The sequence below is a fragment of the Tolypothrix bouteillei VB521301 genome, assembly GCF_000760695.4.
Lineage (GTDB): Bacteria > Cyanobacteriota > Cyanobacteriia > Cyanobacteriales > Nostocaceae > Scytonema > Scytonema bouteillei_A.
Map to the genome: position 1 here is coordinate 7,124,671 of NZ_JHEG04000001.1, position 23,762 is coordinate 7,148,432.

General features: G+C 42.0%; 17 protein-coding genes. 12 read left to right on the forward strand and 5 right to left on the reverse strand.

What is annotated here, in order from left to right; translation table 11 throughout:
• Positions 1–54 precede the first annotated feature (54 nt).
• Positions 55–1,839, reverse strand: coding sequence for a 2-succinyl-5-enolpyruvyl-6-hydroxy-3-cyclohexene-1-carboxylic-acid synthase (gene menD / locus HC643_RS29040; RefSeq protein WP_050046751.1), 1,785 nt, complete (start codon positions 1,837–1,839; stop codon positions 55–57).
• An 80-nt stretch (positions 1,840–1,919) separates the two neighbouring features.
• On the opposite strand from menD, the gene folB reads away from it, so the two are divergent.
• Together folB and HC643_RS29050 are read left to right on the forward strand one after the other, a co-directional pair.
• Complete coding sequence (folB, locus tag HC643_RS29045; RefSeq protein WP_038076023.1) at positions 1,920–2,279, forward strand: dihydroneopterin aldolase; 360 nt, start codon at positions 1,920–1,922, stop codon at positions 2,277–2,279.
• A gap of 340 nt (positions 2,280–2,619) precedes the next feature.
• Positions 2,620–3,930, forward strand: coding sequence for a diguanylate cyclase domain-containing protein (locus HC643_RS29050; protein WP_038076026.1), 1,311 nt, complete (start codon positions 2,620–2,622; stop codon positions 3,928–3,930).
• Here the strand turns inward: HC643_RS29050 and HC643_RS29055 are convergent.
• Entirely contained in the window at positions 3,920–5,101 is a 1,182-nt protein-coding gene (locus tag HC643_RS29055) for a patatin-like phospholipase family protein (RefSeq protein WP_038076029.1), read from the reverse strand. The genes HC643_RS29050 and HC643_RS29055 overlap by 11 nt on opposite strands.
• Positions 5,102–5,470: 369 nt before the next feature.
• Between HC643_RS29055 and HC643_RS29060 the strand changes: the two genes are divergently transcribed.
• The 4 genes from HC643_RS29060 to HC643_RS29075 all read left to right on the forward strand — a co-directional run bounded on the left by HC643_RS29060 (position 5,471) and on the right by HC643_RS29075 (position 14,395).
• Positions 5,471–6,028 (forward strand): sugar O-acetyltransferase, encoded by a 558-nt coding sequence (locus tag HC643_RS29060; protein ID WP_038076032.1) that lies wholly within the window; start codon positions 5,471–5,473, stop codon positions 6,026–6,028.
• A gap of 589 nt (positions 6,029–6,617) precedes the next feature.
• Positions 6,618–12,137 (forward strand): trifunctional serine/threonine-protein kinase/ATP-binding protein/sensor histidine kinase, encoded by a 5,520-nt coding sequence (locus HC643_RS29065; RefSeq protein ID WP_038076035.1) that lies wholly within the window; start codon positions 6,618–6,620, stop codon positions 12,135–12,137.
• A 211-nt stretch (positions 12,138–12,348) separates the two neighbouring features.
• Positions 12,349–13,269: a ribokinase gene (gene rbsK, locus HC643_RS29070; RefSeq protein ID WP_038076038.1), complete on the forward strand. Its 921-nt coding sequence runs from the start codon at positions 12,349–12,351 to the stop codon at positions 13,267–13,269.
• 202 nt (positions 13,270–13,471) lie between these two features.
• Positions 13,472–14,395 carry a nucleoside hydrolase gene (locus tag HC643_RS29075; protein WP_038076041.1) on the forward strand — a complete coding sequence of 308 codons (924 nt, stop codon included), beginning with the start codon at positions 13,472–13,474 and terminating at the stop codon, positions 14,393–14,395.
• 271 nt (positions 14,396–14,666) lie between these two features.
• Here the strand turns inward: HC643_RS29075 and HC643_RS29080 are convergent, their stop codons facing one another.
• A complete protein-coding gene (locus HC643_RS29080; RefSeq protein WP_038076043.1) occupies positions 14,667–15,218 on the reverse strand; it encodes an NUDIX hydrolase in 552 nt (183 codons plus the stop codon).
• Between the two features lie 160 nt (positions 15,219–15,378).
• Between HC643_RS29080 and HC643_RS29085 the strand changes: the two genes are divergently transcribed.
• From HC643_RS29085 to HC643_RS29105, 5 genes are all read left to right on the forward strand, one after another.
• Entirely contained in the window at positions 15,379–16,431 is a 1,053-nt protein-coding gene (locus HC643_RS29085; protein ID WP_038076046.1) for a dipeptide epimerase, read from the forward strand.
• Complete coding sequence (locus tag HC643_RS29090) at positions 16,415–17,458, forward strand: N-acetyltransferase DgcN family protein (RefSeq protein WP_038076049.1); 1,044 nt, start codon at positions 16,415–16,417, stop codon at positions 17,456–17,458. The genes HC643_RS29085 and HC643_RS29090 overlap by 17 nt, the downstream gene beginning before the upstream one ends.
• Positions 17,459–17,460: 2 nt before the next feature.
• Positions 17,461–18,279 carry an Rpn family recombination-promoting nuclease/putative transposase gene (locus tag HC643_RS29095; RefSeq protein ID WP_038076052.1) on the forward strand — a complete coding sequence of 273 codons (819 nt, stop codon included), beginning with the start codon at positions 17,461–17,463 and terminating at the stop codon, positions 18,277–18,279.
• 259 nt (positions 18,280–18,538) lie between these two features.
• Positions 18,539–20,284 (forward strand): M48 family metalloprotease, encoded by a 1,746-nt coding sequence (locus tag HC643_RS29100; protein ID WP_038076054.1) that lies wholly within the window; start codon positions 18,539–18,541, stop codon positions 20,282–20,284.
• Between the two features lie 52 nt (positions 20,285–20,336).
• Positions 20,337–21,107, forward strand: coding sequence for a COP23 domain-containing protein (locus HC643_RS29105; RefSeq protein ID WP_038076057.1), 771 nt, complete (start codon positions 20,337–20,339; stop codon positions 21,105–21,107).
• 246 nt (positions 21,108–21,353) lie between these two features.
• Here HC643_RS29105 and HC643_RS29110 read toward each other — a convergent pair whose 3' ends face one another.
• Positions 21,354–21,761 (reverse strand): Spy/CpxP family protein refolding chaperone, encoded by a 408-nt coding sequence (locus HC643_RS29110; protein ID WP_050046750.1) that lies wholly within the window; start codon positions 21,759–21,761, stop codon positions 21,354–21,356.
• A 365-nt stretch (positions 21,762–22,126) separates the two neighbouring features.
• Here HC643_RS29110 and HC643_RS29115 point away from each other — a divergent pair, with 365 nt between their 5' ends.
• Entirely contained in the window at positions 22,127–22,648 is a 522-nt protein-coding gene (locus HC643_RS29115; RefSeq protein WP_038076064.1) for a MarR family winged helix-turn-helix transcriptional regulator, read from the forward strand.
• A 118-nt stretch (positions 22,649–22,766) separates the two neighbouring features.
• On the opposite strand, the gene HC643_RS29120 is transcribed toward HC643_RS29115, so the two are convergent.
• Positions 22,767–23,078, reverse strand: a complete 312-nt coding sequence (locus HC643_RS29120; RefSeq protein WP_038076067.1) for a DUF4278 domain-containing protein — start codon at positions 23,076–23,078, stop codon at positions 22,767–22,769.
• Positions 23,079–23,762 lie beyond the last annotated feature (684 nt).

A 23,762-nucleotide genomic window follows, 5' to 3' on the forward strand; every position in this document is an offset into this window, starting at 1 on the left:
GATTGCTTATTATTTTACCGAAGATGGTATGAGGGTATTTTCTTGGTGCTCGATCTAAGCTTCAAATACTATAAATTTACCCAAATTTTCTTTGCGCCACTTAGCGTCTGCTTTACGATTTGTCCGCAATTCTAAAACCCGAATTCCCTGAGTCGGTAAAGGGTTTAGTTTGTCTTGTAATTGCTTCCACGAACTTATCAATTCGTGTTCAATACTGTAAGTAGCACACAATTGAGCAAAATCAATATCTTGAGGCGTGGCAAAAAATTCTTCAAAGGGGGGTTCAAATTGGGCTACAGGTAACATTTCAAAAATACCACCTCCATTGTTGTTAATTAACACAATTGTTAAATGTCCGACAAACTTATTTCTTATTAAAAATCCATTGGTATCGTGTAGTAGGGCTAAATCTCCTGTTAACATGACACTACTTTGATGGCGGTGGGCAATTCCTAAAGCAGTAGATAATGTACCATCAATACCATTTGCACCTCGATTGAAGAAGGGTTGCAAGCCCAGAGAATTGGGTTGCCAAAAAAATTCAACATCCCGCACTGGCATACTGTTAGCAATAAATATGGGTGTCTTTGATGGTAATGTTTGAGAAAGCAACCAGGCTGTTTTTCCCTCAAATAACTCTTCCATTGGGGCTAAAGTTTGGTTAACATTTGCCCTAACTTTTGCTTCTGCTGTCAACCACAATTCAAGGTACGGGGAATTTTCCAGTTTTTTCCACTCTCTCCCACTCGGAGCGCTCCATCTCCCTAATTCCTCAATACTGACTCGCAGGTGAGTTGTTCTACCGTGCAAGGGGTCGAGATTGCGATCGCTTGGATCGACAACCCATTTTTGCCCGAGGGTGTCAGTTAACCAATTGCGTAGTTCCTTACTAGTGGGCATTTCGCCGATTTGAATGACAACCTCAGGTGCTAGCTGTTTTGCTAAAGAGCGATCGCGCAAAATAAGGTCATAGGTAGAAATAATGTTGGGGTTGAAATCGGCGTGGTTTCTGACTGGAGATAGCCCTTCTGCTAAAACGGGAAATTTTAAGGTTTGAGAAAGGTGGGCGATCGCATGGCAATACTCTCGTGGTTTTTGCGGTTGAGCAACACCAGCAATAATAATTCCTTGACTGGAGTTTAGCCATTCATTAAGAAGAAAGGAGTACGGGTGGTGAGTGGTGTCTGAAGTGAGCCGCTGAATTGGTACGTGAGTAAAAAAGCGTTCTGATTGAAATTGAGACTGTAAAAATTGTAGTGATGCTGCGTGTAATGGTTCTACTTCCTGAAGGGGAGCAAGAGGATCGCGCAAGGGTACATTCAGGTGAACTGCTCCGGGTACGGGATGAAGAGTTTTTTCCCATGCATGAATAATTGTTTGCCGCAAGTAGGCTAGCATTGCCATATCTGGAGAAGGAATGGCGAGTTCTGCTTGCCAGTTGGGGTAAGTGCCGTATAATTTTAACTGATCTACAGTTTGCCCTGAATGGCAATTTCTTAACTCTGGTGGTCGGTCAGCAGTCAGCAATAACAGTGGTACGCAGCTTTCTTTTGCTTCAATGACAGCAGGATAAAAATTAGCTCCTGCTGTTCCAGAGGTACAAACAATGGCTGCGGGTCTTCCTGTGGCTTTGGCGCGTCCTAAGGCAAAAAAGGCAGCAGAACGTTCATCTAAAATAGAAATGACTTCAAGGCTGGGTGATTGTCGGGCAAAAGCAATTGCTAGGGGTGTGGAACGCGAACCCGGACAAATGACAACACAGGCTAATCCCAATCGCTTCAATGTCTCAGCAAAAATCGATGCCCATACAGAATTTATGTTTCTAAAATCTATTGTCATTAGGGGTTAGGAGTTACGAGTGCAAGACTGTCAGTATGAGATGATAATCTCATGTTTGCTATTGAGGGTACATTACCTATATGGACTGCATTCATCTAACAGGAATTCGGAGTTACGGCTACACGGGTTACTTAGCTGAAGAACAAGTTCTGGGACAATGGTTTGAGGTGGACGTGAGGTTATGGTTAGATCTCGCAAAAGCGGGTCAAACCGATGCTATAGAAGATACTATAGATTACCGCAGTATTATCAGCTTAGTGCAAAATACAGTGAAGACATCAAAGTTTGCTTTGGTGGAACGATTAACGGCGTCTATTGCTGATTCTATTTTGGCATCGAGCGATCGCGTGACGCAAGTTCAAGTCATTTTAAGTAAACCTGCTGCGCCCATCCCCGACTTTGGTGGCAAAATTAGTATCGATCTCACAAAAAAAAGATGAAGGATAAAATCCGAAGACTTCATTTCTATTAACTACTTTTCAATATATTTCTTAATAAGATGCCTTTTATACCTGTAAATAGTTAGCCAATAACATTTATTTCACTGATTGTATGTTCGAGCCATTAATGATATTCACATGCGCTCTTAAGTACATTCAAGGCAGTTATTTAAACCGGACAAGTTTATAAATTCTCAAAAATAAGTACTCAGACATTAAGTATTCGGTAAAGTATAGTCTACAGCGATCGCGACGATTTATGATGGTATGATCTCTCAATCGGACATTGAGTGAACCGCAGTCCATAAAATTTGAATCTTAGCCAACGGATTATCTTAGCATGTTCAGTCCTAAAATTTTAGTTATTGAGGATGAGGAAATTTTTGCATTGGATCTCAGAAAAAAATTACAAGAATTGGGATACACGGTTTCAGAAATTACGAACTCAGGAGAAGAAGCAATCAAAACAATAGCAGAGACTCATCCAAACTTGGTATTAATTGGTACTCGCTGGGCTGAAACAACTGATGGAGTCCATTTTGCCGATACTATTACCAACACTTTTCAAGTACCTGTACTGCATTTAACAAAGTACTCAGAAAGAATCAAAGTCCAGAAAAATCGCCGCAACAAACCTTGGAACTCTATTGTTAAAAAACTTGCTGAAAGAGAACTTCATATTGCGATCGAAATAGCGCTTCGCAAGCATTATGCTGAAAGAACGCTAAAAGCAGAACAGCAAAAGTTTACAGCTATTTTAAGAAGCATGGGTTGTGCTGTGATTATCACAGATAATTACGGTCATATCCAAATGATGAATCCACTCGCAGAAGTGCTGACTGCTTGCGCTCAACATGAAGCAATGAACAAGAAATTAGCAAATATCTTAAGAGCGGCTGACAAAGAGATAAGGGAAGGAATAGAGAATTTAACAATACAAGTTTTACAAGAAGGTGTATCTCTTAACTTACCAAAAAACTGTATCCTCTACGCTAAAGACAGTAGAGAAATACATATCGAAGGTAGTATCACACCTATTCGCGATGATAACGGTCATATCAAAGGTTCTGTTTTAGTTTTTCAAGATATTACTCAACGCAAACAGGTAGAAGCAGACCTCATTCGCAATGCTTTTTATGATACACTCACGGGATTGCCAAATCGAGCTTTGTTTCTCGAACGACTGGGGCAGGCATTTGAACGCAGTCAGAGAATTAACGGTTATCAATTTGCCGTGTTATTTTTAGATTTAGATGGCTTCAAAGCCGTAAATGATAACTACGGGCATTTGACTGGCGATCGCCTATTGATAGAAACAGCCCGACGCTTGGAGTCCTGTTTGCGTAGTGGCGACACTGTAGGACGATTTGGTGGAGATGAGTTTGTTGTCCTTGTAGAGGATATTAAAGAGATTGCTGATGCCATTAACGTTGCTCATCGCATACAAAATTCTTTAAAACTACCAGTTGCTATCAACGCACAACAACTTTATATAGGAGTAAGTATAGGTATTGCTATAAATTGCTGTGCGTATAAAGAACCTTCTAGTTTGCTAAGAGACGCCGATATCGCTATGTACCGTGCAAAAGCCCAAGGAAAAGCTCAATATGCTGTGTTTAATTTCCCGCAGTTATTAGTCGCTAATGATTAAGCTGTAAAAACGCTTTTAATCCTTCTTGTACGTCATTCTGTTGCATATAAGTCTCTGTCGCTTCAATTAAATTACTGATATTCTCTTCACTCACATCATCAAGATCGTCGCTCAACCGCTTACCTGTTAAATGTCTATCTAGTTTGAACTGCAACCGTAAAAAACGATTTTGAATAACTTGATAGGTAATATATTCATAAACGTCTGAGGTTGCATCAAACAAAACATTAACAAGCGGTTGAGCCCATTGTATCAGACCCCACTGGTGAGCGGATTCATATGGAATGATTCGTGTAGCGTCACCTGTCCCTATAGAAAGAACAGTAATTTCATCTAGTGAATAACCTAACCTTAGAGCCTCAGCAACAGCACAACTCGATGGATTATTTGCTGCTACACCACCATCAATAGCAGAGTATATAGTTTTAATTGAATAGGTAGAGGTATTGTCAGGTATTACACTCCAAGGTGCATCTAAAAAGGCTTGCTTTGTCACTCCTCTATATCTTTCTATAATACGAGATTGACCTTCTCCTGTACCATGGGTAATTCTTACAACTTGCTTGTTGTATAAGCCTTCTGTTGAAGATATGTTCTCATCTAAAACAAGACTTTGTAAATCTCCTTGTTGAACTTTGCCATGTATACTTTTGTCAAGCTTATATGCTGGAAAATAGGTAGGTGCTGATGCAGAACACGTGCAAACTTCCCATAAGGGAGGGTTTCCATAACCTTTGTCTTGCCGCCAACTTTTGAAAATAATTGGTTCTCTTTCAATAGTGTCGTAGGATACAATCAATAACAATGGCGAGTCAATTTCAAATAGTTTTGTCTCTCCAAAAACTTCTTTCAAAACTGCTATCAATCCTTCATTGGAAAATTTAGGTGCAGATAAACCATACTTAAGTATTAAGGGAATTCTTTTTATTGAAAATAAGCTTCGATAAGGAAAAATTTTTGGGCTTTTATACTTATACATATCAATAATTTCTTCACTTTTCCTTCCTTTGGCAATCGCTGCTGCTAAAATTGAGCCTGTGGAAGTTCCAGCAATTAAGTTAAAGTAAGTATTCAAAGGTTGAGAAATTTGTTTCTCAATAGCTGCTAGTATTGTTGCTGCTACAATTCCTCGAATTCCCCCTCCATCTAAGCTCAAAATCCGAAAAGTCATACTCTTTCCTTTTACAAACTATAGATAAATTTATTCTAATAAATTAGAAGACTTAAAAGACTCAGATTTCTGATTTTTTTAGAACTTGGGGATCTTGTTGCTCGAAGGATGTCTCTCACCGTATCAGATGTTATTTATATCCCTCCTAGTGACACGTGTTATTAGTTTTAATAGGTTGGGATTTGCACTATGGCTAACGCTACGCTTGCGCGAACAGTTTCTTAACTTATAGTACGCGATCTGATTTAGAGAAATCTGCAAAAATTTGATACATCACTAAAAACTTCTCAGACATTCTCTCACAAGTCTTTAAAATTATTCATAAATCGTTTATGCTTCCTATAGTTGTTAAAATATAATGATTATCAAATGACAAAGACAGAAAAACAGAAAATGCTTTCAGGCGAGCTATATCTTGCTTCAGACCAAGAACTCCTGAATGAGAGAAAAAGAGCAACTCGTCTTTTGAGAATGTATAATTCAACAACAGAAGAACAAGAGGAAGAGCGATCGCAAATCCTGCAAGAATTATTTGGTGAAATAGGACAAGGGATAGCAATTACACCGCCATTCTACTGCGATTATGGTAAAAATATTTACGCTGGCAACGAAGTCTATATGAATTTTGGCTGTGTCATTTTAGACTGCAACACAGTTCATATTGGCAACAACGTTTTATTCGCTCCCTATGTTCAGATTTATACAGCGCATCATCCGACAGCACCAGACATTCGGCTTTCAGGTAAAGAACTGGCATCTCCAATTAGAATTGGTAACAATGTTTGGATTGGAGGTAATGCCATTATTTGTCCCGGCGTGACTATTGGTGATAATACTACTATTGGTGCGGGGAGTGTCGTGACAAAAGATGTACCTGCCAATGTTGTCGCTGTTGGCAATCCCTGTAGGGTTATCAGACAGTTATGATTTGAAGTGACCCCTCCTAAACGGTAGCCACGCTCACTCTCGTTCAGTAGGGGTCTTAAACCCTTGTTCCCTATCTCCTATGTCCAAAGGACACGCTTCGCGTTGCCTTCTGCTATGCCCAAAGGGCTGTACGATCGTTCTCAGAGAACAGGAGCCAGAATTCCCATGACTCATAGCTACCTCCAGCAAGGCTGCCTTTCCCGATAAATTCAAGAGAAATCCATTTGGCTCGCTCGATTTTTTATAAACAGGGATTAGGTCTAAATCGATCGAGCTAGAAACACTGATATAAAATGATTCATGAATTAAAACGATAATACTGAATAATGCAGCCTTTTAATTGCTTAATAAATTGAGCATGAGAAAGACTAACAAAGTTCGACTACCTAAGTTTGATTAAATAATCAAGCGTAATCAAGCGGAAATTTATGAATGCTCGGTACACAATTTTTAAAGAATATCTGAAAGCCAGATAGGATATACTTTTCCAGACAACTTGTATAATTTGACAATTTCATAGGCTCAAGGCTTTTGTTAGACAAGATGATGTGCTGGGAATTTTAACTTTAAGTAGTTGTCGTAAAAAGTTATGAGCGCAAAAGTTGATGGAACTGTAAAAATCACTGGGTACCAAATCAAAGAGCAAATATACTCAGGTTTGCGGACTCAAGTGTATCGGGCTATCAGAGAATCTCTTTGCCAAGCAGTTGTCATCAAACTTTTAAAACGAGAATACCCTACCTTCAGCGAACTCGTACAGTTTCGCAACCAATATACGCTTGCTAAAAACCTAGATATTCCAGGCATCATCAAACCCTACAGCTTGGAAACCTATCAAAATGGCTATGCCCTAGTGATGGAGGACTATGGTGGCATTTCCTTGCGGGAATTGAGCAAAGGACGACCGCTGAGTTTGGAGCAGTTTTTCCCCATTGCGCTGCAAGTCACAGACACTTTACACCAGATCCATCAACAGCGCGTCATTCACAAAGATATTAAGCCAGCCAATATCCTGATTCATCCTCAAACCGGAGAAGTTAAGCTCATTGACTTCAGTATTGCCTCGCTGCTCCCACGAGAAACCCAGGAAATTCATTGCATCAACGGGCTCGAGGGAACGCTGTTTTATCTCTCGCCAGAGCAAACCGGACGGATGAACCGAGGCATTGACTACCGCAGCGACTTCTATTCATTAGGCGTGACTTTCTTTGAATTGCTGAGCGGACAACTGCCCTTTGAGTCCCGCGAACCGATGGAGTTGGTCCATTGCCATATCGCCAAAAATCCTGACTCTATCTGTAACATCAATCTCCAAATCCCTTTGATGCTGGGAGAGATCGTCTGCAAGTTGATGGCGAAGAATGCTGAAGACCGCTATCAGAGTGCTCTCGGGCTCAAACATGACTTAGTCAAGTGTTTGGAACAGTGGCGAGATAATACGAGCAAACATCATTGGTTTGAGCTAGGACAGCGCGATCTGAGCGATCGCTTTCTCATCAGAGAAAAACTCTACGGACGGGAATCGGAAGTAAATGCGTTACTAGAGGCATTTGGTCATGTTGCCAATGGTGGCACCGAACTGATGCTGGTAGCAGGTTTCTCTGGCATTGGCAAAACCGCAGTCGTCAATGAAGTACATAAACCAATCGTCAGGTGGAACGGCTATTTCATCAAGGGCAAGTTCGACCAGTTCAACCGCAATATTCCTCTATCTGCTTTTGTGCAAGCCTTTCGCGATTTGATACGACAGTTGCTCAGTGAAAGCGATACCCAACTACAGCAATGGCAGAACAAGATATTAGACGCCGTTGGCGAGAACGGGCAACTCCTGCTTGAGGTGATTCCCGAACTCGAGCAGATCGTCGGCAAACAGCCCCAAGGCCCCGAACTATCAGCGAGTGCTGCACAGAACCGTTTCTATCTACTGTTCCAAAAGTTCATTCAAGTCTTTACAACAGCAGAGCATCCGCTGACGATCTTTCTTGATGACTTGCAATGGGCGGATTCGGCATCGCTCAATTTGCTTAAGCTGTTGATGGCGACAAGTGATGGTCACGGCGATCGGGGAGGGGGTTATCTGTTCGTAATTGGCGCATACCGCGATAACGAAGTGTTTGCGGCGCATCCACTCATGTTAACTCTTGATGAAATTGAAAAGGCATCTGCCCGCGTCAATACTCTCACCCTAACAGCCTTAACTCAAGCAGATGTCAATCATTTGATTGCCGATTCCCTCAGTTGTGCAACACAACAGGCACTCCCCTTGACAGAGTTAGTTTATCAAAAAGCCAAAGGCAATCCCTTTTTCACGACGCAGTTTCTCAAAGCGCTGCATGAGGATGGGCTGATAACCTTTAATTGGGAGGTGGGTTGCTGGCAATGTGATGTAGCACAGGTACGATCGCTTGCGCTCACCGATGATGTGGTGGAATTTATGGCACAACAGCTTCAGAAATTGCCACCCAACACTCAAGAGATATTAAAACTGGCAGCCTGTATTGGCAATCAGTTTGATTTGGAGACATTGGCGATCGTGTCGGAAAAATTGCAGATAGAAACTGCTTCCGACTTGTGGAAAGCATTGCAAGAGGGATTTATCATTCCTATCAATGAGGTTTACAAGTTTTATCAGGAATCAGAATTAACAATTGAGAATTCACTTCAGATAAGGCATACTCCGGAGTCGTGGCTGCTCGCTCCTAAGTCGTGTGGTTACAAATTCTTGCACGATCGCGTCCAGCAAGCAGCTTATTTCCTGATTCCAAAAGCACAAAAACAAGTCGCTCACTTAAAAATTGGACAACTCTTACTTGCTTATACGCCTGCTGCCAAACTTGACGAAAAATTGTTTGAAATTGTCAATCAACTTAATATCGGCAGAGCCCTCATTGTCAATTTATCCGAGCAAATAGAACTCGCCCAACTGAATCTTAAAGCCGGACAAAAAGCCAGAGCCGCAACAGCTTATACAGCTGCATTTGAGTATTGTACCACAGGCATTGCCTTGTTAGCTGAGGATATGTGGCAAACGCAGTATGAGTTAACCTTAGCCCTTTACGAAACTGCAACTGAAACCGCTTACCTAAGCGGTCAGTTTGAACAGATGAAACAATTGGCGACAGTCATTGCAGAAAAATCTAGAAATCTGTTGGATACGGTTAAAGTCTATGAAGTTCAAATTCAAGCGGCTCAAGCCCAACATCAACTTACAGAAGCCGTGGACATTGCCCTGAAGATTGTAGAGCGTTTGGGAACGAGTTTTCCGGAGCACCCCAGTCAATCAGATATTGCACGGGCGTTTGAAGCAACTCAATCGCTTCTGGCCCGAAGGCAACCACTGGACTTAATAACTCTGCCTCAGATGACAGACCCTAATAAGTCAGCAGTTGTAAGAATTCTTGCGGCTGTCTCTGGTGCGGCTTTTGTTGTGACTCCAACGCTGTTACCGTTTATTGTCCTCGAACAGGTCAATTTGTCCGTTCAATATGGCAATACCTCATTTTCTGCAATTGGGTATGCCTACTATGGAATGATACTTTGCGGGATGCTAGGAGAGATTGATTTTGGCTATGAGTGTGCTCAACTCGCACTTTTGTTGCTCGAACATTTTAATGCCAAAGAACTCAAGTCCAGAGTCTATGTCGCAATTCATTGTAGTGTATGGCATTGGAAAGAGCCGCTTAAGAACTCTTTAGCGTACCTCCGAGAAGGCTACCAAGTTGGATTGGAAACAGGAGATTTAGAATCTGCTGCCACGTGCGGACTCTTTTACATTATGTATTGTTGGTTTATGGGCAAGGAACTCAGCGTGCTCTCACTTGAGAGCGCTGCATTCGGAGATCGGTTCGCTCACCTCAACCAAGAAAGTGTTATCAGTCCTCTGAGCGTTTTTCAGCAAGCCATTTTGAATACAATCGACAATGGTGCCGAACCTTGGCACCTTACTGGAAATGTCTTTAATCGAGAGAAAATTGTGCCAGTCCTCCAGCGTTTGGGCGCTCAAACTGCACTGTACTATTTCTACGCCAGCCAACTGGGTCTGTGTTATCTGTTTGGCAAGTTCGATTTGGCTGTGGAAGCCGCCCTCGCCGCCGAAAATTATATAGGTGGTGTGACAGGCTTATTCATAGTTCCAGTGTTCTACACCTATGATTCTCTAGCCCACCTGGCAATCTATTCTCAGGTTGGCGAAGCACAACAGCAACACATTCTTCAACGGGTGGCGAAAAATCAGGAAAAGATGAAAAAGTCGGCTGACCGTGCTTTGGAAAATTACCTGCACAAATTTTATTTAGTTGAAGCCGAGCGACACCGAGTTTTAGGGCACAAATCAGAAGCTTTAGAATCTTACGATCTCGCCATTGCGCTGGCTCAAAAACACGGCTATATCCAAGAAGAAGTGCTGGCCAATGAACTGGCTGCTCAATTTTACCTCGATTGGGGCAAACAGCCCGTTGCTCAGTCATATATCACCCAAGCCTACTATGGCTATGCACGTTGGGGCGCTAAAGCCAAAGTCGCCGACCTGGAACGACGCTATCCCCAGTTTCTCGCTCCCATATTACAGCAAACCCGTTCTCCCCTCTCCGCTCACGAAACTATTTTCACATTGGGGAGTGTCACCGGAACCAGTTCTGCTACTTCTACTAGTAGTGGTGTCTCTGGTGCTTTAGATTTAGCGACCATTCTCAAAGCTTCCCAAACTCTTTCTGGGGAAATCGAACTCGAAAAACTTCTCTTTGCATTGCTGCATATCGTTATTGAAAATGCCGGAGCCGATAAGTGTGCGTTCATGCTGTTGGAGTCCGGTAGTTTGGTGATTCAGGCACTCGCAGAGCTTTCGGTTGCAGTCACATCGCTGCAAAACAAAGGAAGTACTCACATCAATTTTTCCCCAATGTTGCTCAATCCAGAGCCTGTAGAAAGCTCTCAAGATGTACCCGTTTGCTTAATTCATCAGGTCAAACGCAGTTTACAACCTGCGGTCATTCATGATGCCACAGTGCATCCTCTATTAATCAACGATCCCTATATTCAGCGACAGCTGCCCAAAAGTCTCTTGTGCAGCCCGATTTTGCATCAGGGTAAGTTGCTGGGCGTATTGTACTTGGAAAACAAGTTAGCTATTGGAGCGTTTACACGCGCTCGCGTCGAACTGCTGAACTTACTTTGCGCTCAAGTCGCCATCTCTTTAGAAAACGCCCGACTCTATGCTCGAGAACAGCAAAAATCTCTCGATTTACAACAAGCATTAAACGATTTGCAAAACGCTCAATTACAAATTGTGCAAAGTGAAAAAATGTCAGCACTGGGCAACTTAGTCGCTGGTGTCGCTCACGAAATGAATAATCCCCTCGGTTTTATCGCCGCCAGTCTCAAACAAGCTCAACTCACTGTTGCCGATCTTGTCGCACATTTAAAACTCTATCAACAAAGTCTGCCCAATGCGAGCGAGCAAATCAAAGACCATGCTGCAGAAATCGACTTGGATTACAGTTTGGAAGACCTCCCCAAGATACTTGATTCGATGGGTCTGGCGTGCCTTCGGCTGACGAATATCAGTACCAGTCTCCGTACTTTCTCCCGTGCTGACAAAGATTATCCAGTGCTCTTTAATATCCACGAAGGCATAGACAGTACAATACTTATTCTCAAACACCGCCTCAAAGCCAATGAAACGCGTCCAGCTATTGAGGTGATAACCAAGTATGATAAATTACCCCAGGTCGAGTGTTTCCCCGGTCAGTTAAATCAGGTCTTTATGAATATTCTCGCCAATGCTATTGATGCATTAGAAGAGTCCAATAATGGACGCACTTTTGAGGAGATGAAAGCTCATCCGAAACGCATTCAAATTACCACTTCTGTTCAAGATAACCATGTGAATATTGCTATTGCTGATAATGGCAACGGTATGAATGAACAAGTCAAATCCAAAGTTTTTGACAGCTTATTTACAACAAAAGCTGTTGGTAAAGGGACTGGATTGGGATTGGCGATCGCTCATCAAATTGTTGTCGAAAAACACCACGGTTCGATCTTTGTGAATTCTACAGTAGGTGTGGGAACTGAATTTGTCATTACCTTACCTATTTATGCCAAGACTTAGCAAAGTCTGTTGCATTCATGACTGTAGATTCAATGCGATCGGTCAAAAAGGGCGATCGCGACCAAGTGCCAATCGCAACGCATACATAGAGACTCATCTTGAAGAATAAACTCCCAAAAACTTTATATTTAACAAAAATTAATAATTATCCGTATACAGGCAAAACATTTAAATTCATGATACTCCTCAAAAATCACTAAAAATCGAAATTATGAGCATTATCGTACTTGGCAGCATCAATATAGACTTAGTCGCAACAGCACCTCGCTTACCAGTTGCCGGAGAAACGCTGTTGGGACAGAATTTTTTTAAGGCACCAGGTGGTAAAGGCGCAAATCAAGCCGTTGCATTAGCAAGATTGGGAATTCCTACTCATATGGTAGGGCGTGTAGGAGGAGATAGTTTTGGTGAGGAACTCGTAAGTAGTTTGCAAGAATCTGGAGTGCAAACAGAGAATATATTCGTTGATGAAACGGTCAGTTCTGGGGTTGCCATTATTGCTGTAGATATAAGGGGTGAAAATCAAATTATTGTGATTCCCGGTGCCAACGGACACGTAAATGAGGAAGATATAAAACGGTTATCGCACTTGTTACCGGAAGCAACAGCACTGCTATTACAATTTGAAATTCCCATACCGACTGTTGTTTTAGCCGCCCGAGCAGCACAAGCGGCGGGAGTGACAGTGATACTCGATCCAGCACCTGCGAACAAAGATGTACCAAAAGAACTTTATCCATTTGTAGATATCATTACACCCAATGAAGTCGAAGCAGGACAACTCGTAGGTTTTCCCGTAGATGGGGAAGACTCAGCAAGAAAAGCAGCTACAGTGTTGCGACAATGGGGAGTCAAAAATGCCATTGTGAAACTAGGTTCTAAGGGAGTCGTTTGTGCAACAGCACAAACAACCTTTTTCGTACCTGCATTTCCAGTCCGCACCGTTGACACAACTGCTGCAGGGGATGCATTCAATGGTGGTTTAGCCGCAGCACTTCACCAAGGGCTTTCCTTACATCAAGCAGTGATTTGGGGTGCAGCCGCAGGTGCGATCGCCGCCACAAAACCGGGCGCACAGCCTTCACTTCCCGATAAAATAACGTTTGATACTTTTTTAATGGCTAATAGCTAATGGCTGATGGCTAATGGCTAATGGCTGATGGCTGATGGCTGATGGCTGATGGTGAGTCCAGCTCTTGCGGGCATAGCAGAAGGCAACGCGGAGTGTGTGCCTTGCACACAGCGTCTCCGTAAGGAAATACCCGAAGGGCTAATGGCTAATGGCTAATAGTTAATACAATTAGCAATTAGCAATTAGCCATTAGCAATTAGCAATTAACATTATGCTCGTATTAATGGATCACGATGGTGGTGTAGATGATTATTTAGCAACTATGTTGCTCATGACGATGGATAACGTGCAGCCTCTTGGCATCGTTGTTACTCCAGCCGATTGCTACGCGGAACCGGCTGTCAGTGCTACGCGTAAAATTCTAGATCTCATGGGATGCTCTCACGTTCCCGTTGCTGAAAGCACTGTACGTGGTATCAATCCTTTTCCCCGTCTCTATCGCCGCGATTCATTTATTGTTGACCATTTTCCAATCCTCAATCAAAACGAAACTATTTCTACACCCTTACTAGCAGAATCCGGTCAAGATTTTATGATACGGATGCTGCGAGAGTCTTCCGAACCTGTCACGTTAATGGTCACTGGTCCTTTAACGAATGTAGCTCATGCACTCGATACAGCACCAGAAGTGGAGGCAAAAATTCAACGTATTGTTTGGATGGGAGGTGCGCTGAATGTTTCTGGAAATGTGGAAAAAAATTGGGAACCGGGACAAGATGGTTCTGCCGAATGGAATGCCTACTGGGACCCGATTTCTGTTGCCAGAGTGTGGCGATCGCAAATTGAAATTATCATATGTCCCCTAGATTTAACCAACGACGTACCCGTAACATCGGACATAGTCTACAAGATGGGGAAACAAAGACAACACCCCGTATCCGATTTGGCGGGACAATGTTACGCACTCGTCATTCCCCAGGATTATTATTTTTGGGATGTGCTAGCCACAGCTTACCTGGCTCACCCAGAATTTTACGAACTGCGGGAGTGGGAAACAGAAATTGTGACAGTGGGTTTGAGTCAGGGACGTACTAAGGTAGTTTCTGGAGGCCGTAAGATTTACGCAATGGATGAAGTAGATAAAGAGGCTTTTTACTCTTATATTTTGCAACAGTGGGCAAGATGAATTTTAGATTTTGGATTTTGCATTGATTTTGCAAATAATGTATGAGTGATTGGATTTGGGACGGGAGAATTATTCCCAAATCCAAGTTTTATAAGCTGTTGTGCATATAATTTGCCGATTCTCAGGCTTGGGAAAAATGAGTCAAAACCTACTCTCTGGTTCCCCTCTCTCCCGCTCGGTCAACATGAGAAAATTCAAGTCAGCACAGCTAGCTTACACCCCAGGATTTTTCAAACACCCTTTAAGGCAAGAAGGGGTTAGAAAAGCGGATTTAGTATTTCAAAAAATTTAACCCCAAGCACAAAGCCGCAACAGTTCCAGCAACACAAATTTCTCCTCGAATAATTTTTTCTCTGACTGATTCTGTAGGAATTAAAAGAACTTCAATTTCTTCTGTAATATCTAAATTTTGGCTTCCCACTTTTGTGACATTTTCTGCTAAAAATAAATGTATTTGATTGGTATCTTTGCTAGGTTTATCGTAAAGTGTTGATATCTTGGTGACTCGTTGGGCAAAATAACCCGTTTCTTCTTGAAGTTCTCTGATGGCTGCTGTTTCAGCACTTTCTTGTGCTGGGTCAAAACTTCCTGCAGGAAGTTCAATGAAAAACTCACCCACTGCATGCCTGTATTGACGGACAAAAATAATTTCCCTGTTGCTAGTAATGGGTAATATCAGAGCAACTTCCTGTTTCAAATTAACAAAATAATCGTCTATAATTTTACCATTAGGTAACTGTAGCTTATCTTGCCTGACTTTACACCAATAATGGTCTAAAACCATTGTTGAGTGCAAAATTTTCCATTTTTGTAAGTTGGTCATAGATATTCAGGATAAAGAATGAAGAAGAAAACATGAAATATTTTATACCTTATCCTTCACACTTTATCTTTCAATTGAACACGGCAGTCATGCGATCGCTCAGAAGCCAGTGTTCCCTTCTGCCATCTGTCATTTGCCCTCTGCCTTTCTTAATAAAATTATGCAAATAGAAGTAGAGACATTCACTGTAAACAAGCGCTTTCCTTTAACTATCAGTCGCGGTACAACGGCAAAGACAACAAATTTATGGGTAAAGATTTTGCACGATGGTATAGAAGGGTGGGGAGAAGCATCGCCTTTTGGTGTCGGGACGTCTCCACAATCAACAGAGATCATCAAGAACGCTTTACTGCAAGTTTTACCTGTTTTACAAAAATTTAGCCCCTTGCAAAAGCAAGCAATTGATGCGGTGTTGAATCAATCGCGCATTCCTTCATCTGCCAAAGCAGGGTTAGATATAGCCATGCATGATTGGTTGGGAAAACAAGTGGGGCTACCTCTATGGCAATTATGGGGACTCGATCGCAGTTATATTGTACATACATCAGTCACTATTGGTATTAACTCTCCTGAAGGCGCAAGGGCTAGGGCGCGAGATTGGTTGCAATTTACTGATGTCCGTGTTTTTAAGGTAAAGTTGGGAAATCCGGATGGTATTGCGGCAGATAGAAAAATGTTATTAGCAGTGCGAGAGGAAGCACCAGATCGAGAATTGTACGTTGATGCGAATGGGGGTTGGAGTTTGGAAGATGCAGTACAAATGTGCAATTGGTTGGCGGAAGTGGGTATAAAGTATGTAGAGCAACCGCTGCAAAAAGGTCAGGAAGAAAGGTTAGGCAACCTCAAGAAGCAAACTTCTCTACCTATCTTTGTTGATGAAAGTTGCTTCACGAGTTCGGATATTCCCAAATTAGCAAACTACGTAGATGGAATTAATATCAAATTGATGAAGTCTGGAGGCTTGACAGAAGCAATGCGGATGGTACATACAGCACGGGCGCATGGGTTGCAAGTGATGTTTGGTTGCTATTCCGACAGCACGCTAGCCAATACAGCAGCGCTACAGCTTGCTCCATTGGCTGACTATCTGGACTTAGACAGTCATCTCAATCTTATAGATGACCCCTTTACAGGCGCAATCTTGCAAGGGGGGAGAGTGTTACCAAACGATTTACCAGGGTTGGGGGTACAACGCAGTGCGTCTGGCGCTTAATCAAAGAGTTGCAATTTTATTGCACGAAGGAATCCAAGGAAGGCAAGGCAAAACCGGGCTCGCACTTTTACGCTATAGTGAAGCCTCGATAGTAGCAGCGATTGACCGCCAATGTGCGGGTAAATCTTTGTTGGAGTTAACGGGTATCAAGCGTGATGTACCGATAGTCTCATCGGTAGCAGAATCGCTGGAGTACAAACCGCAAGTTTTGGTTATTGGTATCGCCCCTAAAGGAGGGACTGTACCGGATGATTATTGGCATGAAATCAAAGATGCTGTCATCGCTGGAATGTCAATAGTGAACGGTTTGCACACGCCACTGTCAACAATGACAGAGTTAAAGGCATTGCTAAAACCGGGACAAGTCATCTGGGATGTACGGAAAGAACCACCCAATCTGGGCGTAGCTTCTGGAATAGCACGAACTTTACCCTGTCGTCGGGTCTTGACTGTGGGAACCGATATGGCCGTAGGTAAGATGTCAACAAGTTTGGAGTTAAACTGGGCGTCACGACTGCGAGGATTGCGTTCTAAATTTTTGGCAACAGGGCAAACAGGTTTAATGTTGGAAGGAGATGGGGTACCGCTAGATGCCGTGAGGGTGGATTATGCTGCTGGTGCGGTGGAACAAATGGTTGTGCGTTACGGTCAAAATTACGACATTTTACATATTGAAGGACAAGGTTCGCTGCTGCACCCTGGTTCTACAGCAACTTTGCCCTTAATACGTGGTTCGCAACCGACGCAAATGATATTAGTCCATCGTGCGGGACAAACTGAGGTATCTAGTGGTGGCGTGTTTATTCCACCCCTACCAGAAGTTGTTCGGCTGTATGAGACTGTCGCCCGTGCAGGAGGCGCTTTTGCAGCCGTACCTGTTGCAGGGATTGCCCTAAATACTAGACATTTGGATGAGCCCGCAGCTAAAGACGCGATCGCATCTGTGGAAGCAGAAACTCATCTTCCCTGTACAGATCCCGTTCGTTTTGGTGCTGGTAAGTTGTTGGATGCAGTGATGAAGGCTTAGAAATGACAGCAGATCCACTCTTCTATGAAATCTTTAAAGAAATTCCGGAGTTATTTTTTGAATTAATTGGCAGTTCGGAAAAAGACCCAAGTATTTACAAATTTAGCGCCCAAGAAATTAAACAAAGAGGATTTCGTTTAGATGGGCTGCTTTCAACTCCCGATACTTATCCAGATGAACCCATCTATTTTATTGAGGCACAGTCTTATAAAGATGATAATTTCTACAACCAGTTTGTTGCAAAAGTCATTCTTTATTTAACCCAATATCAACCACCTAATAAGCAATGGTACGCTGTCATTATTTATAATAAGAAAAGTCATGAAGGAAACTTTCCAGAATATTTAAGTTTTTTTAAACAGCACTTACTTTGCTTCTATCTTGATGAGTTGGCGAAAACTCCCAATCAATCATTGGCTGTGGGAGTCATGCGGTTAATAGTGGAAAAGAAAACTCCAGAAAAAACTGGAGAACTTGCCAGACAACTCATGAGTCAAGCCGAACAAGAGTTAACTAGTGCCATCTTGAAGGAAAAAGTTTTAGAATTTATTCAAACAGTGGTTATTGACAAGTTTACTAACTTGAGTCTGGAGGAAATAGCAGCTATGCTGGGTTTAGAGTCATTGAAAAATACCAGAGTTTACCAAGAAGCAAAACAAGAAGGTATACAAGAAGGTATACAAGAAGGTATACAAGAAGGTATACAGAAAAATAAGATAGAAATGATACCAGTCTTATTAGATCTGGGGTTAACGATTGAGCAGACGGCTGAACGTTTAAAGTTGGATGTAGAAACTGTCAGAAAACACGTTCAACAGTAAAATTCCAGCGATCGTCAGGTTTTAGGAAGGGTGCTTTCGATCGAAGCGTCCTAATTTCAGCATTTATCTCACAAGAAGTTGGGGAGCTTGTCAAACTCAAGCGATCGCAATTCATAAGCTAGACTGCCCAATTATGAAGATTAGTTAAAAAAAGGCGCGATCGCCATAAACCTTGAAAAAGAAACGGCATTACCCTGTGCTTATTTAAGCAATTGCTCATACAGTTAATAAAGAGCTTTTTGCATAGGTTGGATCGACCATGAAACGCAGATGGAAGTCACTGCTACTATCAGCTAGTTGGGTACTACTTTCCATAGGAACATCTATTGTCATTATCCTCACCCATCCCCTAATCTCACCTGCAAAAGAACCCGCAGCGTCTACTACTGAAACGACTAAGACCCCTACTCCAAATCAGTCCCCAGTCGTCATTCCAGAGGGGACGGAGACAAATAAGCCTGTCGTTGTCCCAACAGCAACGGAGACGAAGAAGCCAACTGAGCCAACACAACCAACGCCCTCGCCAGAAGCAACCGATCCAAAGAAACCAACGGATTCCAAGGAACCAACACCCTCAGAGGACAAAAAGTCTGAGTCAGCCGCAGAACCTGCACCCACCCCTGAAGAAGTTGCGCGTCAGCAAAAACTGATAGAAGCGGATAAGCTTTACCAATCGGGACAAATTGCTGCTGCAGAAAAACTTTATCGTGAAGCAAAAGAACCTTTTGCCAAATCCTCCGAGGCTCAACAGCGCAAAGAAGCAATTGTTGACCCCGCACAATTATCTCCTGGGGGTAAAGTTTACTGGCGGGAAGCAGAAGCGGGAATTGCCAGTCAGTTGTACACCAGAACTATGGTACCGTTGGAGCTTTTGGTTCAGCAGTATCCCGAATTTATTCCCGGTCACATCAAATATGCTGAAGTCCTTAAAAAGGACAACCAAGAGAAAAAAGCATTGGATGTCTTGGAACGTGCGGCGACGCTCTATCCCAATCAACCGGATTTGATTAGAGCAAGAGTTGCTGCACTTGCAGAAGCTAGAAAATGGATGGAAGCTTCCTTAGCCGCACGTCAATTTGCTCTGTTGAATCCAAATAATCCCCAAGCGCCTGAGTTTACAGAACTAGCGGAGACACATCTCAAGCGTTACAAATCACATATTAGGGCAAAAGTGAGAGGAAACACAATTGCCAATATCATCACTGGAGCCTTGGGTTATGCCGTAACGGGTAGTCTTCTCGGTCCGTTTACTGCTCTTGATTCTACCATCATGCTCATGCGCGGCGAAAAATCTGTCGGCGAGTCAGTGGCAAAGCAGGCGCGAAAGCAAATGGATTTGGTTAAAGATCCGGCAATTTTAGGATATGTGGATGAAATCGGTCAAAAGCTTGCCAAGGTTTCCGGACGGAATGACTTTAAATACGAGTTTTTTGTTTTACCTGAAGAAAGTTTGAACGCTTTTGCACTCCCTGGTGGTAAGGTGTTTATTCATGCAGGTGCGATCGCTAAAACCAAATCAGAAGCAGAATTAGCTGGATTGATCGGTCACGAACTCTCCCATGTTGTTCTTTCCCACGGTTTTCAACTTGCCACTCAAGGAAACCTCATTGGCAATTTAACTCAATATATTCCCTATGGCGGTACTCTCGGGCAACTATTTACCATGAGTTACAGTCGGGATATGGAACGCCAAGCAGATACTCTTGGTACGCGTCTCATTGTTGCATCAGGATATGCTGCTGATGGTTTGAGGAACTTAATGGTGACACTGGATAAAGAGCAAAAATACAAACCTCCCCAGTGGTTATCTTCTCACCCAGGCGGTAACGAGCGAGTTCGCTATTTAGAAAACCTGATTTCACAAAATCAATATAACCGTTACACCTATGAGGGGGTAGCGCATCACCTGGACATTCAGCAAAAGGCAAAACAGATACTCAAAGAGCAAAAAGAAAAAAAAGAACGTCTTCGGAAAAAAAAAGACAGGATTGATGAATCAAAATGACACATTTGATCGTCAATGAAAGTATCAAGTCCCTACTCTGAACCAACGTAATATGTTATCCCAATCTCTAAAGATTTTATTTTTTAGCGGTCTTGGTTTATCTTTGCTCTTAAACCCTTCAACCGCATTTGCCCAATCCCGCAGTGGTGATGTCGTTGTACCAGTAGAACCGGGTAATGGTTCGGTGACACCAAGCACGGGAACGGGTAGTTCAACGACAAGTACATCAACAACTAGCGATCGCGGTGTACGTTTTAGCTGTCGCTACCATAACGGTAATTATACTGTGATGTACAATCCAGAAGCTTTTCCTGGTGAATACTTTCCTTGGGCAACTCCCAAAACTTTAGGCGGCGGTTGGAATGCAGAACAGCGCTGCAACGAAATTGCCAGACGTTTGGAATCTTACCGTCCTGATGGCTTGGTAGAACTTAAGTCAGCAGTAGAGAACGGAGAAAACACTGTTTGTGTGACCACCGATGCTAGACCCAGTTGTCGAATTGTACTGACAGTACCTCGCGGTCAAGATCCCGATGTTGTCCGCAATGGCATCTTCCAGAACCTCCTAACTGCTGATAACGGCAATCAAACGACTGCTGTCAATACCTTCACAGGTCGTGGCGGCGATCTCAGCAATATAGGTCAAATCTTTGGTGTTAAAAAACCTACTGCATCTTCATCAAAAGCACCTATCAATCTAAAGCCTTTCCTCTCTCCTGCTGATGGAGGTACCGGAACTAAACTCAGTAATGGTGTTAAGCTTCCTAACTCACAATCTAAACCTCAAAATGGAACTCGCTTGAATCCTAACAAACTTCGTTAAAAAGCAGTCATAAATCATTTTCTAAGGAACAAGATCCCCAATTTTTAAGAATCGGGGATCTGAGTTTTTTAAACTCTTTTTAAGTCTGAGAAGCCCTATTTGCTAATAATTTTAGCAATATTTGCTATTTACAGATGTAAGAGATGAGGCATTTAATCTTGAGGGGTGGAGGGGGAGAATTTGACTCATTTTTCCAACGTTCTTGAAGCATAAATGAGAGGAAAGCTATCGAATGCTTCTTGGTTTTTAACTTCTGGGAGAACGGTTATTTTGCATTTTTTCTATACGATTGCGTAGTTTTTCTTGTTGTTCGCTAGTCAGAACTTCAGAGATTTTTTGTTTTTCTGATTCCATGACTTCCTGCATTTTTTGTTTTTGCTCGTCAGATAAATTTATTGACCGTATTGCTTCTGGTGGTTTTTTACCTGCTTGAACGGCTTTTTGTACGGTATTGCGTTGTTCATCTGTTAGAATTTCCTCGATTTGAGCGCGAGAATCTTCTTGAATTTCTTTCAATTTGTCCTTTTGGTCGTCGCTAAGGTTAAGCTCTTGAAACTCTGGCGGTCCTTGTTCGTTGGCGGGAAAACCTTGTCTTCCGGGAAATTGTCCTTGGCTTGGGGGGAATTGTGCCTGTATTGCAGACGCAGTTGTCATAATAACTGCTGTAGAAAGAATTATTAGCGATAGAAACTTGAATTTCATGGGTATTTTGGGACATTTTTACAAGGAACCTCTTTTTGTGTTCCATATTTTCATCGTATGAAATCCCCATTCAATTCACATGGTACTGTATCTCTAATTTTATCTGGTGCTTTAGTCCTAGAACTTCGGTACTGTCTTCAAGAAGAGGTACGAAATCTAGTTTTTCAAAGTAGTGTAACTCGCTTGAGATACTGTAGGCGTAGAGACGTGCCGTGACGCGTCTTTACAATTAATATCCCCAGTCTTTTGGTTAATGACCGCTTAGAACCCTGAATGCGCTACTCTATAGTTAGTCGCCTAATGGAATAATTGAGATTGTGGCTATTGTGCGTTCCTTTGTCGATCGCGTTGTCGATCTTTCTACCTTACAAAATCTTGCCCAACGTTATTCTGAGCTAGATGTTGCTTCTGTGGAAGCGTGTTTGGCATTTTTGCGAGCAACCGTAGATGTACAAGTGGCGTTAGAGACGCATTTTGCTCGCTATGGTTTATCAATGGGCAAATTTACGCTGTTAATGCAACTGTTGCAGGCAAATGAACAAGGACTAACACCCTCTGAATGTGCAGAACGTTCTGGAGTCACTCGTGCTACTATTACAGGACTGTTAGACGGACTAGAAAGGGACGGATTAGTAGAACGACAACCATGTCCCAATGACCGCAGGATGTTAAGCGTTCACCTTACAGACAAAGGGCATACGCTCATGGCTCAAATGCTACCCGATCACTTCTGTCGCACAACTGGATTGATGGCACATCTAAATAATGACGAAAAGAAAACTCTGATTCAGCTTTTACAGAAATTACAGGCTGGTACTTCAGCGATGCTTGAGCCTTAGTTAACTGTAACCTGAATCCACTAAATATCAAGCAATGCCTAGATATGCTTAGATTTTAATTAACGGTACAGACTGGTTTAGATTTGAAATTTTGGATTGAAGATTCAAAATTTCAAATCTAAAATTCAGTCAGCGGCGACTGTGTATCAACTTGTAACGAATTTATCGATTGATTAATTAAGGTAACTTCTCCCCGTGCATTTCTATTTACCAAGTAGTTAATTCCTCGATAGCTCAATTTATAAGTTGCTGGTGGTAAAGGAACTTCTACAGGCTTGGCATTGGGATTAACACGATAAGTAACACCACGATAAATCAAATTATAAGCTGAGCTAACCATAGGTGCTGGTTGAAAAGGTTTTTCTGTTGTTCTGCTGGCAATTTTTGAGGAATTTAATTCGTAGCTGAGACCGCGATAGTAAAGTTTCATATTTCGCCTCGTGAATCAAAATGTAGTTATTTGTGTAATGAAAGTATCGATCGAGAGTTAAGACTCCATACTCTTGTTAAATTATGAAAATTAACTTAGCTAATTAACTTCATAAAAAAATGAGTTTTAACTCTTGTTTAAGTACTGAAATCAGCTAGTCCTTAATCTATTGTGCAAGCGATCGATTACACTTTTTATTGAATTTATTTATCTACAGCATATGGAGTTTAGGTTTAAGCAATTTTATTTTTTTTATAAATTTATCTGACAATATTGTTAATTGTGAGTTAGTTAAAGAATTACTAGAAGTACTTAAAACTTGCATAAGTTTGTACCTGTGATTGTTTGATAACTGTTAAGGACTACAAAATTCTTTAATGCAATTCCGCAAAGTTCAGTAGAAAAAGTATTTGGCTACATCCACTAATAGGTACGGTGTTTCGTTGTTAGAGGTCTTGTGTTGATTTCTTATAATTGGCAATCATCCAATTTTGTTGTCAAATCTATCTTATTTAAAACATCAAATTAAGTATGTTTTTATACTAATATTTTAATTTCAGACATCATTGACATCTTCATGATTTGACGATTTGTTCTTTTTGAATTGTTTACTGCCTTGATACAACACAACGATCGCATTTACACAAGTACACAAGTCAGCCCAACACAAAAATACTGAAAAAT

Excerpts from the sequence above, each read along its gene's own strand:
- menD (WP_050046751.1), bottom strand. The coding sequence starts at position 1,839 with ATGACAATAGATTTTAGAAACATAAATTCTGTATGGGCATCGATTTTT.
- folB (WP_038076023.1), top strand. The coding sequence starts at position 1,920 with ATGGACTGCATTCATCTAACAGGAATTCGGAGTTACGGCTACACGGGT.
- HC643_RS29050 (WP_038076026.1), top strand. The coding sequence starts at position 2,620 with ATGTTCAGTCCTAAAATTTTAGTTATTGAGGATGAGGAAATTTTTGCA.
- HC643_RS29055 (WP_038076029.1), bottom strand. The coding sequence starts at position 5,101 with ATGACTTTTCGGATTTTGAGCTTAGATGGAGGGGGAATTCGAGGAATT.
- HC643_RS29060 (WP_038076032.1), top strand. The coding sequence starts at position 5,471 with ATGACAAAGACAGAAAAACAGAAAATGCTTTCAGGCGAGCTATATCTT.
- HC643_RS29065 (WP_038076035.1), top strand. The coding sequence starts at position 6,618 with ATGAGCGCAAAAGTTGATGGAACTGTAAAAATCACTGGGTACCAAATC.
- rbsK (WP_038076038.1), top strand. The coding sequence starts at position 12,349 with ATGAGCATTATCGTACTTGGCAGCATCAATATAGACTTAGTCGCAACA.
- HC643_RS29080 (WP_038076043.1), bottom strand. The coding sequence starts at position 15,218 with ATGACCAACTTACAAAAATGGAAAATTTTGCACTCAACAATGGTTTTA.
- HC643_RS29085 (WP_038076046.1), top strand. The coding sequence starts at position 15,379 with ATGCAAATAGAAGTAGAGACATTCACTGTAAACAAGCGCTTTCCTTTA.
- HC643_RS29095 (WP_038076052.1), top strand. The coding sequence starts at position 17,461 with ATGACAGCAGATCCACTCTTCTATGAAATCTTTAAAGAAATTCCGGAG.
- HC643_RS29100 (WP_038076054.1), top strand. The coding sequence starts at position 18,539 with ATGAAACGCAGATGGAAGTCACTGCTACTATCAGCTAGTTGGGTACTA.
- HC643_RS29105 (WP_038076057.1), top strand. The coding sequence starts at position 20,337 with ATGTTATCCCAATCTCTAAAGATTTTATTTTTTAGCGGTCTTGGTTTA.
- HC643_RS29110 (WP_050046750.1), bottom strand. The coding sequence starts at position 21,761 with ATGACAACTGCGTCTGCAATACAGGCACAATTCCCCCCAAGCCAAGGA.
- HC643_RS29120 (WP_038076067.1), bottom strand. The coding sequence starts at position 23,078 with ATGAAACTTTACTATCGCGGTCTCAGCTACGAATTAAATTCCTCAAAA.